The following is a 12265-nucleotide window of genomic DNA, read 5'->3' on the forward strand; positions in this document are numbered from 1 at the left end:
GGGGTCAGGGGGTCGTCAGGGGGACGGCGGCTTCGGGGGTGAGGAGGCGGGCGGTGAGGGATTCCTGGAGGTAGAGGGCGATGGCGTCGGCGGTGTGGGAGAGGTAGCCGACCGAGACGTCCTGGCCCAGGACGAGGGTGAAGTCGCCGCCGCGGGTGGAGAGGAGCAGGGCGCCCTCGATGGCGGGGGCCCAGATCAGCTCGCCGTCGAGGAGGCGGGCGATGTGGCTGGCGATGGGGTGGCCGTGGTCGGAGGTCTCGTTGACGGCGTTATAGGTGTCGGCGCCGAGAAGGAGGGCGTAGGGGCCGCCCACTCCGGCGAGGCGGAGGGTGGTGAGGGCGAGGCTCACGGCTTCCGGGTACTCGCGGACGTCGGCGGGGAGCGGGACGGCGGGGTTGCTGGCGGCGGCGCGGATGCCTTCGATACCGGCGGCCGGGTAGCCGTCGAACAGGACGCGGTCCTCGGTGAGGGCGAGGGTGCGGGCCGCCGCCTGGACCGGCGTCCAGTCGGAGTCCCGGGAGCCGCGTTCGACGTCGTCGACGGCGGCGCGGTCGACGGAGAAGGGGACCCGGAGTTCGATCAGCGGGCGGACCTCGCGGGCGTGGGCCTGGACGCCCGGGGTGGGCGGCTCGATGGGGGTGAGGTGGCCGGTGCCGACCGCGGCGACGGCGGGGCCGTCCGGGCCGGCCAGGTCGACGACCCGGCGGCCGGCGAGGTGGAGCTTGAAAGTCTGCCGGGCCTCCTCCTCGATCTCCTCCCAGGCCGCGGCGGAGACGGGCGCGAGTTCGCGGTGCAGGTTGTTCATGGCGCTGGGGTGCCTTTCAGGCTGCCGATGGCGAGGGAGCCGTCGGTGGGAAGAGCGACGACGGGGAGCGGGGCCAGGAGCGTGACGGGGGCGGCCGGGGCCGGCGGCGGGTCGGCGAGGAAGTCGGCGGTGGGGACGTAGAACAGCGTGCCGGTGACCGCGGTGGAGAAGTCGAGCAGGCGGTCGTGGGCCGCCGGGCCCCGGCCGGCGAACATGTTGCGGATCATCTCCTCGGGCACCTCGGGGTCGCGTGCGTAGCCGATGAAGTAGGTCCCGGCCTCGCCGCGGCCCGCAGGGCCCCCGTCGAGGCGGCCGAACGGCATGTTGAACCGCAGGATCTGCCGCTCCTCGCCGTCCGGGCCGGTGACGGAGGTGAGCGCGACGTGGGAGTCGGCCGGCTTCGCGGCGTCGTCGAACTCGATGTCGTCGGCCTTGCTGCGACCGACCGCGCGTTCCTGCTGGTCGACGGTCAGGTGCTCCCAGGCGGCGAGATCGTGCAGGTACTTCTGCACGATGACGTAGCTGCCGCCGGTGAAGTCCCGGTCCTCGGCGCCGATCAGCACGGCCTCGGCGGCCTCCCGGCCCTCCGGGTTCTCGGTGCCGTCCACGAAGCCCAGCAGGTCGCGGGCGTCGTAGTAGGAGAAACCGTTGGTCGCGTCGACGACGGTGGCGGCGCCGGAGAGCCGCCGGGTGATCCGGCGGGCGAACTCCCAGCAGACGTCCATCCGGGCCGACCGGATGTGCAGGAGCAGGTCACCCGGGGTGGCCGGGGCTCGGTGGCGGGGGCCGGCCACCTCGGGGAACGGGTGCAGGGCGGCCGGACGGGGGCCGTCGAAGAGCCGGTCCCAGGCGTCGGAGCCGATGCCGGTGACGCAGGTGAGGCCGACGTCGGGGGCACGGAAGGCGATGGCGTGACGGAGGCCCGCGAGCTCGGGCAACAGGTCGCGGACGGCGGCCTCGCCGCCGGGGTCGACGGTGAGGACCAGGAAGATCGCGGTGGCGGCGGGCGGGGCGAGGACCGGCTGTGGGACCGGCGGGTCGGCGGGCGGCGGCTGCGACTGCGACTGCGACTGCGACTGCGACTGCGACTGCGGTGACTGTGGCGGCATGGGTGGACTCCGGTCTCCGGGGCCTGATGACCCGTTCGATTACACCCCGGAGCGGACATTTCGGCGCGGGCGGCGGGCCGGTCGGCCGTACGCCCCTCGCCCCTCACCGCGCGGGAGCGGGGAGGGGCGAGGAGCAGGGAGACGCGAGGAGGCGGAGGGAAGCCGGAGCAGGGGCGGGTCAGGCGCGGGAGCGGCGCAGGCCGAGAGCGGTGACCAGGGCGCCGAGCGCGACCGCCGCGACCGGCACCGCCAGCGCGGCCCGCAGGCCGTCCGGGCCGCCGACGGTGAGGCTCACGGTCGTGACCGCCGAGAGGCCGAGCGCCGCGCCGAACTGGAAGGCGGTGTTGAGCAGTCCGCCGGCCAGCCCCTGCTCCTCCTCGGCGACGCCGTCGGTGGCGGCGATGGTCAGCGGCCCGTAGGCGAGGGCGAAGGCCAGTCCGGTGAGGATCATGGTCGGGAACATCATCGGATACGTCCAGTCCGGCCCGACGGGCAGGAACAGCGCGTAGGAGACCACCGCCAGGCAGAAGCCGCCGAGGATCACCCGGACGTTGCCGAAGCGCTCCACCAGCCGGGGCGTGAGGGTCGGCGCGAGCACCGCGTCCACCCCGACCGCGAGCAGGGCCAGGCCGGTCTGCAGCGGGGACCAGCCGCGCAGGTCCTGGAGGTAGAGGGTGACGACGAACTGGAAGCCGAAGAACGAGGCCGCGAACAGCAGCGCGCCGACGTTCGCCCGCAGCAGCGGGCCGGAGCGCAGCAGGCCGAGGCGGAGCAGCGGGGCGGCCGAGCGCCGTTCGATCGCGACGAAGGCGGCCAGCAGGGCCGTGCCGCCGGCGAACAGGGCGAGGGTGAGGCCGGCGGTGGCGCCGGGTTCGCCGAGCCGCACCACGGCCTGGACGAGCAGCAGCATGGCGCCGGTGACGGTGACGGCGCCGCCCAGGTCGAAGCGCTCGCCGGGGCGGCGGGCGGGCGCCGGGTCGCGCGGGAGCAGCGGCACGGCGGCGATCAGCAGACCGCCCGCGAGCAGTACCGGGGCGAAGAAGACCCAACGCCAGCCGACGGCGGTGAGCAGTCCGCCGGCCACCAGGCCGAGGGAGAAGCCGGCCGCGGCGGTGCCCGCGTAGACGAGCAGCGCGCGGTTGCGGCGGGGGCCCTCGGCGAAGGCCGTGGTGATGATCGCCAGTCCGGCGGGGGTCATGAAGGCCGCCGAGAGGCCGGTGACGAAGCGGGCCAGGATCAGCACCCAGGGGGCGCCGGCCAGACCGCCGAGGCCGGAGCAGAGGACGAAGACGGTGAGCCAGAGGAGGAACATCCGGCGTCGTCCCAGCAGGTCGGCGGTGCGGCCGCCGAGCAGCATGAAGCCGCCGTAGCCGAGCACATAGGCGCTCAGCACCCAGCTCAGCGAGCCGGTGTCCATCCCGAGGTCCGCGCGGATCGACGGGAGCGCCACATTGAGCATGGCGACGTCGATGCCCTCCAGGAAGATCGCGCCGCAGAGGACGAGGAGGACGGCCGCCTCCCGGCCGGTGAAGCGGGAGGACGGGGAGGGCCGGTCGGCCGGCGGGGTGCCGGCCGGAGCGGCGGCCGGGCGGCCGGTTTCGGGCACGGCTGAGGACGTGGACACAGTGGTCTCCTGGAAGCGCGGGGGGCGGGGAGGCCGGACGGGGTGATTCCTGCTCGTCCGGTCGGTTCCCTCTTGTAACCACCGCCATCCTGAGGCAGCATCAGGGAGCATGGAAGAAGGCACTTTGAAGTCACCGACGCACTGCGCGGTTACCGGGGACGACTACGGCGTGCTCCAGTGGGACACCCGGGAGGACTGCGAGGTGCGGCAGATCCTGGACCGGATCGCCGACAAGTGGTCGCTGCTGGTGATCGCGCTGCTGGACCGCGGCTCGCTGCGCTTCACCGAGCTGCGGCGGGAGATCGACGGGGTCAGCCAGCGGATGCTGACCGTCACCCTGCGCCAGTTGGAGCGGGACGGCCTGGTCGAGCGGACCGTGCACGCCGTGGTGCCGCCCCGGGTCGACTACGCGCTGACCCCGCTCGGGCGGACGCTGCACGAGACGGTCCGCTCCCTGGTCGCCTGGACCGAGGCGCACCAGCGCGAGATCGCCACGGCCCGCGCCTCGTACGACGCGCGGGTGGGGTGAGCGCAAGTGAAAGGGGCGGGTCCGAGACCTCCGGACCCGCCCCTCCAGGTGTGCTCGGCCGCGCGCTCAGGCCCTCAGCGCCGCCAGTTGCTGCGCGAACGGCACCACGGCTTCCTCCTGCGCCGCGCCGTCCCCGGCCGGGCCGCTCGGGGTCCGGCCGGCGAGCAGTCCGGCGAGTTCTCCGGCCGCGCGGTCGATCCGGCCCGGGAGACCGTCGGTGAGGCGGTCCCCCGTGGTGCCCCAGTCGTCGGTGGCGGCGTAGACCGAGGTCGGCACGACCACCGAGCGCAGGTAGGAGAACAGCGGGCGGACGGCGTGCTCCAGCGCGAGCGAGTGCCGGGCGGTGCCGCCGGTGGCGGCGATCAGCACCGGCTTGCCGGTGAGGGTGTCGGGGTCGATCACGTCGAAGAACGACTTGAACAGCCCGCTGTAGGAGGCGGCGAAGATCGGCGTCACCGCGATCAGGCCGTCCGCCCGGCCGACCGCCTCGATCGCCTCGCGCAGCGCGGGGCCGGGGAAGCCGGTGACGAAGTTGTGCGCGATGTCGGTGGCGAGGTCGCGCAGTTCGACCACCTGGACGTCCACCTCCCGCTCGGCAGAGCCGAGTTGACGGATCGTCGCATCGGCGAGCCGGTCGGCGAGCAGCCTGGTCGAGGACGGCTTGCTCAGTCCGGCGCTGATCACCACCAGTCGGTACGCGGTCACTTGGCCACCTCCACGTTCTTCACGTTCTTCACGTTCTCGACGTTCCGCTCGGCCTGCTCAGCCTGCTCGGCGTTGTCGGGGCCCTGCTCCCGGCGGGCGCGCTCGGCCGCGAGCCGGCCGGCGTGGGTCGGCGCGTCCGGGACGCCGGCCGGGCGACCCTTGGCGAACTCCTCGCGCAGCACCGGTACGACCTCCTCGCCGAGCAGGTCCAGCTGCTCCAGCACGGTCTTCAGTGGCAGGCCGGCGTGGTCCATCAGGAACAGCTGGCGCTGGTAGTCCCCGAAGGTGTCGCGGAAGGCCAGGGTCTTCTCGATCACCTCCTGCGGGCTGCCGACGGTGAGCGGGGTCTCCGCGGCGAACTCCTCCAGCGACGGGCCGTGGCCGTACACCGGCGCGTTGTCGAAGTACGGGCGGAACTCCCGCACCGCGTCCTGCGAGTTCTTTCGCATGAACACCTGGCCGCCGAGGCCGACGATCGCCTGCTCGGGCGTGCCGTGCCCGTAGTGGGCGTAGCGCTCCCGGTAGAGGTTGACCAGCTTCTTGAAGTGCTCCTTGGGCCAGAAGATGTTGTTCGCGAAGAAGCCGTCACCGTAGTAGGCGGCCTGCTCGGCGATCTCCGGGCTGCGGATCGAGCCGTGCCAGACGAACGGCGGGACGCCGTCCAGCGGGCGCGGGGTCGCGGTGAAGGACTGCAGCGGGGTGCGGAAGCGGCCCGACCAGTCGACCACGTCCTCGCGCCACAGCTGGTGCAGCAGCGCGTAGTTCTCGATCGCCAGCGGGATGCCCTGCCGGATGTCCTTGCCGAACCACGGGTAGACCGGGCCGGTGTTGCCCCGGCCCATCATGAGGTCCACCCGGCCGTCGGAGAGGTGCTGGAGCACCGCGTAGTCCTCGGCGATCTTCACCGGGTCGTTGGTGGTGATCAGCGTGGTGGAGGTGGAGAGGATGATGCGCTCGGTCTGCGCGGCGATGTAGCCGAGCAGGGTGGTCGGGGAGGACGGCACGAACGGCGGGTTGTGGTGCTCGCCGGTCGCGAAGACGTCCAGGCCGACCTCCTCCACCTTGCGCGCGATGGCCACGGTCGCCTTGATCCGCTCGTACTCGGTCGGGGTGCGGCCGGTGGTCGGGTCGGGGGTGACATCGCCGACGGTGAAGATTCCGAACTGCATGGTGCTCACCACACTCCTGGCTGATCCCGCCGAGAACTCGGCTCAGGATTCGATCGTCAAAGTTTCAACCACCTTAGCATCCGCCCCGTGGGAGTTATTCCCGCGAACGCCCGGCGCCCGTTCCGGCAGCGGCAGCGTGCACCGGCACCGGCAGTGCGCACCGGCAGCGCGTACCGGTCGGCGAGCCGGCTGCGGTCGATCCGGGGCCGGACGCGGGAAGGCCCCCGGTGGCGCGCCGTTCGCGCGCCGCCGGGGGCCTCTGTGAGGTTTCCTCGAGTCTTCAGGATGCTTCAGGCTTTATGGGCCTTCAGGCTTCATGAGGCTTCACGAGGATCCGAGGTCGGGACTCCTGGAGTCGGAACTCCGGTGTCAGTACTCGGCCTTGATGTTCGCGCCGGTGAAGCCCTGCTGGCCGTAGAGGCTCACGAAGACGTAGCCGGCCGGCGGGTTGGCGATGGTCAGGGTCTCGGCGTTGTTGGCCGCGGTGGTGGACTTGGCGGTGTACGAGTTGGTGTACGCCCAGTTCGTGGCGTTGTAGTAGAGGTCGGCGTTACCGGTGCCGCCCGTGCTGGTGAGCTTCAGCTCCTTCACCCCGGCCGGGAGGTACAGGTAGAAGTGCGCGTAGTCGCCGGTGATCGCGGAGAGGTTGCTGCGGCCGCAGTTCTTGTCCAGCTGGCGCGGGTCGGCGCCGGCGCACTCGGACTGGCCACCGCCGCCCACGGTGACGTCCTGCCGGGCGCTCGCGGTCGCGCCCTTGTCGTCGGTCACGGTGAGGGTGACGGTGTAGGTGCCGGCCTTGGTGTACGACTTGGTCGGGGTGGCGGTGGTGTCGGTGGTGCCGTCGCCGAAGTCCCAGGCGTAGGCGGTGATCTTGCCGTCCGCGTCGGTGGAGCGGTTGACGAAGGTGACGCCCAGCCCGCTGGTCGTGGCGGTGAAGCCGGCGGCGGGCGCCTGGTTGCCGGGCGGGTTGGTGCTGCCGGAGCAGGCACCGGCCGCGCAGGCGGTGAGCCAGGTGTCGAAGTCGGCGTCGTAGCGGGTGCCGACGGTGGTCTTGAGGATGGTGCGGGCACCGTCCCAGTCACCGGCGCGGTACTTGGCGAGCACGGCGTCGGCGTCGGCGCGGTGCTGCTCCAGCATGTAGCGCACCGCGAGGTAGCCCCAGCGGTAGGTGCGCTCGCTGTTGGTGTTCTCGTAGGTGGTGTCGAACAGCGCGGAGAGCTTGTAGGTGTGCTGGCCCGCGGCGGAGATCGCCGCGTCGTAGTTGACCTTGCGGTACGAGTAGGAGACGTACTCCGCGAAGCCCTCGATCCACCAGATGGTCGGGGTCTTCACACCGGCGTCGAAGTCGCCGTACATGTCGAACCGGCCGTCGAGGTAGTGGGTGTACTCGTGGTTGAGGTTCCAGATCTGGAAGTCCGGGCGCGCCCACTCGGCCTCGTAGGCGAGGAAGCGCGGCTGGTTGCCGGCCTCGTTCGGCTTGCCCTCGAGGTACATGCCACCGTTGTCGGTGTTGATGCCGTAGATGGAGGCGGCGAACACCCCGTAGTCGAAGGAGCTGTGGAAGACCACGACCTCGATGGTGGTGTTCTGGTCGTCCGCGACCGGGCCGCCGTCCTTGGCCACCGAGTGGAAGTACGCGTCCTGGCCGGTCAGGCTGGAGCAGGCGGTCGCCAGCTGGGTGGAGTCCAGCGCCTGGGCGAGGATCCGGATGCTCGGGCTGCAGGTGTGACTGACCGTCAGGACGGCCGACTTGAGCCGCGCGGCGGAGTCACAGGTGCCGTAGTACGAGCAGTTGCCCTTGTCGTAGGCGTCGGCCATCTCGGCGACGGCGGCCCACTGGTAGGCGGTCTTGCCGGTGGGCGAGGAGAGGTCGACCAGACCCTTCAGCTGCGAGCGCACCTTGGGCTGGAGCGCCGGGTACTGCACGAAGCGGCCCAGCTCGCGAGTGGCGTTGTAGACCAGGAAGGTGTAGTCGCCGCCGAGCAGGGCGCCGTTGGCGGCCGCGAAGGAGTAGACCGCGTCGAGCACACTCGGGTCGGCCGTCACCGCGTCGACGAAGCCGGTGGCCTGGTGGCCGCGCCAGAGCACGGTAAACACGCTGTTGAGCGCGTTGCCCATGTTGGCCGGGTTGTGGGTGGCGGCGTCGTAGGCGCCCAGCATCCGCTTCACCACGGGGAGGTAGCGGACGTTCTCCTGCGCGCTGTCGATCAGGGTGACCGCCTCGCCGAGGGTGCCGGCGTTGGCGGAGGTGACGTCGCGGGAGTGCGCGCTGTTGAAGAAGCTGTCCAGGCCGCCGCGGATCGAGGTCTGCAGAGCGGTGCCGTAGGTGCCGACGTCGGACGCGTGGTACCACTGCACGAAGTAGCCGGCCCGCAGGAAGAGCACCAACTGGCCGGTGGAGATGGAGTTGTCGCCCGGGTAGGCGGCGGCGTTGTCGCGCAGGGCGTCGGCCACCGAGACCATCTGGGCCTCGCGGAAGGCGCCGCTCGCGTCGGCGCCGACCAGGTTGAACAGGCTGTTGATGCAGCCGAGGTCGGCCGCCTTGACCGCATCGACCAGGGCGCCACCGGTGCGACCGGTGAAGTCCGTGATGTTGCAGGCCTGTGCGGCGAGGGCCTTGGGGGCGCCCGCACCGAAGGTCTTGACGATCTCGGCCTGCCGCCTGGCCTCCGACGGGGCGTCGGAGCGATCCGGGGAGGCGGTCGAGAAGGGGGCGCGGTCCCGGGCCGGGACCGGCTCGTTCTTCGCGCCCGCGTCGGGAGTGTCACCGATGGCGGGCCTCGGGGCGATCCCGGCCGGTCCGGCCGAGGTGGTGGCGGGCGAGCCGCCGCCGAAGTCCGGCTGGGTCTCGGTGGTGGCCGCCTGGGCGCGCGGGGCGAACAGGCCGACCGCCATGAACAGCGCCACGATCAGCGCCAGGACCTTTGCGACGTGCGGCATTTGCGCTAAAGGGCGTGTGATTCTCACGTGGGGGCCTCCGGGCCTTCGTCGGTCGCGTGGGGGTGCGGCCGGTGGGGGGTGGCGAGGACCGTTGCGGTGCACCGTTGGGGCGGTAGCACCGAGCATCGGTGGGGGGTGTGACATGTACAATGGCATACATCACACAACCCGGGAACCCTCGAATCAGAGAATCTCCGGCAACTCCCGCGCCTGCACAGGAACTTCACCGATCGCCCACGAAACGGTGAAGGCCGCCGGTCGGTCGACCGGCGGCCTTCGCGGGGGGGATCACGGCATCAAGGGCCGCGCACTCCTGATCAGTTGCGCGCCAGGAGCACGGCCCCCGCGGTGACGAGGGCGAGCACCACGGCGACCGCGCCGTAGCTCAGCCGGTGCGAGCGCACCACCGGCAGGTAGCGGTCCGCGGCATAGCGGCCGGGGCCGGTCAGGGCGAGCGCCGCCGCGGCGGCGATCAGCAGGAGCTCGTACTCGCTGCCGCCCTTGACGGCGAAGAAGCTGCCGCTCCAGGTGACGGCGAGGGCGTTGAGCATGGTGCCGAGGATCGCGGCGGCGGCCAGCGGGGTCAGCAGGCCGACGGCGAGCGCCAGTCCGCCGCCGGCCTCGGTGAGGCCGGCCACGACGGCCATGAACTTCGCCGCCGGGTAGCCCTTGGCCTCGAAGAACCGTCCGGTGCCGTCGATGCCGCCGCCGCCGAACCAGCCGAACAGCTTCTGGCTGCCATGGGCGGCCATGGTCAGGCCGAGTGCCACCCGCAGCAGCAGGAGGCCGGCGTCGTAGGCGTGCGGGGAGGTGGTCACCGGTCCGGGGACCGACCCGGCTGCGGAACGGGGGGTGGTGGCGGCGGTCGTGCTCGGGCTGCTGCTCGGCATGCGCGTCTCCATCAGGAAGGGGGGTTCGTCGATACCGGCCGAATCCATTTGTTCAAATTCGAACCAGCTGGGGTGCGTCGACCGTACCTGGAAGTTTGAATTTGAACAACCGACCGGACGGAAGATATTGGCGTGGCCGGGTCACGAGTAGTGCGGACCGGCGTACGGACGTGCGCGGCGGGGCACGCTCAGGACATGGCACATCGCAATGAACACCGACGGCCGGCCGACCGGGACACTCCGCACGCCGAGGCCCTCGCCGCTTTCACCGAACGGATCCGACTGGTCACTCCCGACCAGTGGGACGCGCCCACCCCGTGCACGGACTGGAGCGTGCGCGATCTGGTCAACCACCTCACCGGCGAACAGCTCTGGGTGCCCGAACTACTGATGGGCGCGACGATCTCCGAGGTCGGCGGCCGCTTCGACGGCGACGTCCTCGGCGACGACCCGGTCGCCGCCTGGACGGCCGCCGCCGACGCCGCCCGCGAGGCCTTCGCCGTCCCCGGCGCCACCGAGCTCACCGTCCACCTCTCCTTCGGCGACGTTTCCGGCCAGTACTACCTGGACCAGCTGACCGCCGACGCCGTCATCCACAGCTGGGACCTCGCCGAGGGCATCGGCCGGCGCACCCGGCTCCCGGAGGAGCTCGTCGACTTCGCGCTGGCCGAGTTCTTCGGCTACGGCGACCTCTCCGGCAGCGGGCTGTTCGACCCGCCGCTCCCGGTGGCCGGGGACGCCGCGCCGCAGACCCGGCTGCTGGCCCTCGCCGGGCGCCGCGACCGCCCCTGAGCGACGGCGGCACGGGCACCGCGCGCCGTGGTGGCGCGGGCCCCGCGGGCCGGTGCACCGCGCGCGGGCGGGTCCGGCGGATGCCGGTCGACCGGGCGGAGCCGGATACTGGAGGTGTCGGGGGCGCACCGGACGTCGACGGAGAAGAGGCGGGCGCGCCATGAGTCGCAGACCGGACATCCTGGGTGAGTTCACCGCGGAGCACCGCGCGGTGGAGGACCTGCTCGTCCGGGTCGAGGCCGGCCGGGCCGAGGACCGGGAACCAGGGCAGCTGGTGGACCGGCTCACCGACCTGCTGCTCAGCCACTGCGCGGCCGAGGAGGAACACCTCTTCCCGGTCGTCCAGCACGATGTGCCGGACGGCGGCGCGGTGGTCTTCCGGTGCATCCACGACCACCTCGCGATCGGCCAGTACCTCACCGACCTCCAGGCCGTCCGCTCCGGCGACCCGGCGCTGGGCACTCTGCTGAACGGGCTCACCGAGCTGCTGCGGCGGCACCTGGCCACCGAGGAGAAGGAGCTCTTCACCGCCGCCCGCAAGGCCCTGCCGGCCGCCGAGCGGGCCGCGCTCGGCGAACGGCTGCGGGCCGAGCGGGCGGAGATCGCCGGGGCCGGGCCGTAGTAGGGGAACGGGGTCGGCCGGGCGCGGGTCGGGGCTTGGCGCAGGTCGGGGCAGGGTGCGGCTCAGGGCAGGGCGCAGGTCGGAGCAGGGCGCGGGTCACGGCTTGGCGCGGCTCAGGGCCGGGCGCGGCTCAGGGCTTGGCGCTGATCACCGCGAACCGGCCGCCCTCCGGGTCCCGCAACCGGGCCACCCGCCCGTACGGCGAGTCGAAGGCCCGACCGAGCACGCTGCCGCCGAGCTGTTCCGCCCGGATCAGGGCCTCGTCGGTGTCCGGCACGGAGAACGAGACCTCCCAGTGCGGGGGCAGCCCCGTCGGCCCGCCCTGCTGCTCCCGGGCCAGCGCGGCGACGTTGTGCCCCTCCGCCCGCAGCACCACCCGGTCGTGCTCCCAGCGGACCTCGAACCGCTCCGGGTCACGGCCGTCCCAGCGGAACACCTCGCCGTAGAAGAGCGCCGCCGCGAACGGGTCGGGGGTGCGCAGCTCGATCCAGACCGGCGCGCCCAGCAGGTCCAGCCGCCGGGCGCGGCCCGGCGGGCCCTCCCAGATGCCGAACACCGCACCCGCCGGATCGGCCGCGAACGCCAGCCGGCCGGCGTCGAAGGACAGCGGACCGACCGCGAGGGTCGCCCCGCGCTCGCGCACCGCGTCGGCGGCCGCGTCGGCGCTCTCGGTGCCGAAGTAACTGGTCCAGGCGACGGGCATGTCCCAGCCACCGCCCGCCACACCGACTCCGGCCACCGCCTCGCCGCCGACCACCGCGTGCTCGTACGGGCCGAAGCGGTCCGGCCCCGGCTCGAACTCCCAGCCGAGCAGCGGCCCGTAGAACGCCCTGGCGGCGTCGAGGTCGCGGGCCATCAGACTCACCCAGCACGGGACGGCTGCCACGCAGCGCACCTCGGCCGTCGTCGCATCGCTGCCCATCGCGCACCACCTCCGAGATCCCGCCGCCGGGCGCCTCCCGACTCCCACGGCCGTCCGGCCGTCCGGGCGGGTTCAGCCTAGGACGTGTCCGACAATTCGTGCCGCATCAGCGCGCGGGGGTGGGTGTGGGGCCGGTGGGGCGGTGGTGAGGAGGATGG

Annotated in this window: 11 protein-coding genes; 3 read left to right on the plus strand and 8 right to left on the minus strand. The window is 72.5% G+C overall.

The annotated features are described in order from the left end of the window. Positions 1-4: 4 nt before the first annotated feature. From SM793_RS32085 to SM793_RS32095, 3 genes are all read right to left on the minus strand, one after another. Positions 5-805: a family 1 encapsulin nanocompartment shell protein gene (locus tag SM793_RS32085; protein ID WP_320441838.1), complete on the minus strand. Its 801-nt coding sequence runs from the start codon at positions 803-805 to the stop codon at positions 5-7. Then, a complete protein-coding gene (locus SM793_RS32090; RefSeq protein ID WP_320441839.1) occupies positions 802-1914 on the minus strand; it encodes a Dyp-type peroxidase in 1113 nt (370 codons plus the stop codon). The genes SM793_RS32085 and SM793_RS32090 overlap by 4 nt, the downstream gene beginning before the upstream one ends. A gap of 178 nt (positions 1915-2092) precedes the next feature. After that, complete coding sequence (locus SM793_RS32095) at positions 2093-3538, minus strand: MFS transporter (protein WP_413816082.1); 1446 nt, start codon at positions 3536-3538, stop codon at positions 2093-2095. Between the two features lie 109 nt (positions 3539-3647). Between SM793_RS32095 and SM793_RS32100 the strand changes: the two genes are divergently transcribed. Next, complete coding sequence (locus SM793_RS32100; protein ID WP_320441840.1) at positions 3648-4067, plus strand: helix-turn-helix domain-containing protein; 420 nt, start codon at positions 3648-3650, stop codon at positions 4065-4067. 66 nt (positions 4068-4133) lie between these two features. Here SM793_RS32100 and SM793_RS32105 read toward each other — a convergent pair whose 3' ends face one another. From SM793_RS32105 to SM793_RS32120, 4 genes are all read right to left on the minus strand, one after another. Next, positions 4134-4772, minus strand: coding sequence for an FMN reductase (locus SM793_RS32105; protein WP_320441841.1), 639 nt, complete (start codon positions 4770-4772; stop codon positions 4134-4136). After that, positions 4769-5941, minus strand: a complete 1173-nt coding sequence (locus SM793_RS32110) for an LLM class flavin-dependent oxidoreductase (protein WP_320441862.1) — start codon at positions 5939-5941, stop codon at positions 4769-4771. The genes SM793_RS32105 and SM793_RS32110 overlap by 4 nt, the downstream gene beginning before the upstream one ends. Before the next feature lie 369 nt (positions 5942-6310). After that, on the minus strand, positions 6311-8881 hold the full coding sequence (locus SM793_RS32115; RefSeq protein WP_320441842.1) for a collagenase: 2571 nt from the start codon (positions 8879-8881) through the stop codon (positions 6311-6313). A 317-nt stretch (positions 8882-9198) separates the two neighbouring features. Continuing rightward, positions 9199-9771, minus strand: a complete 573-nt coding sequence (locus SM793_RS32120) for a DoxX family protein (protein ID WP_320441843.1) — start codon at positions 9769-9771, stop codon at positions 9199-9201. Positions 9772-9966: 195 nt separating this feature from the next. On the opposite strand from SM793_RS32120, the gene SM793_RS32125 reads away from it, so the two are divergent. Together SM793_RS32125 and SM793_RS32130 are read left to right on the plus strand one after the other, a co-directional pair. Then, positions 9967-10563, plus strand: coding sequence for a TIGR03086 family metal-binding protein (locus tag SM793_RS32125; protein WP_320441844.1), 597 nt, complete (start codon positions 9967-9969; stop codon positions 10561-10563). Between the two features lie 160 nt (positions 10564-10723). Beyond that, on the plus strand, positions 10724-11185 hold the full coding sequence (locus tag SM793_RS32130; RefSeq protein WP_320441845.1) for a hemerythrin domain-containing protein: 462 nt from the start codon (positions 10724-10726) through the stop codon (positions 11183-11185). A 130-nt stretch (positions 11186-11315) separates the two neighbouring features. Here SM793_RS32130 and SM793_RS32135 read toward each other — a convergent pair whose 3' ends face one another. Then, positions 11316-12107, minus strand: coding sequence for a VOC family protein (locus tag SM793_RS32135; RefSeq protein ID WP_320441846.1), 792 nt, complete (start codon positions 12105-12107; stop codon positions 11316-11318). Between the last annotated feature and the right edge of the window lie 158 nt (positions 12108-12265).

The organism is Kitasatospora purpeofusca, from assembly GCF_034043715.1.
GTDB classification, from domain to species: domain Bacteria; phylum Actinomycetota; class Actinomycetes; order Streptomycetales; family Streptomycetaceae; genus Kitasatospora; species Kitasatospora purpeofusca_A.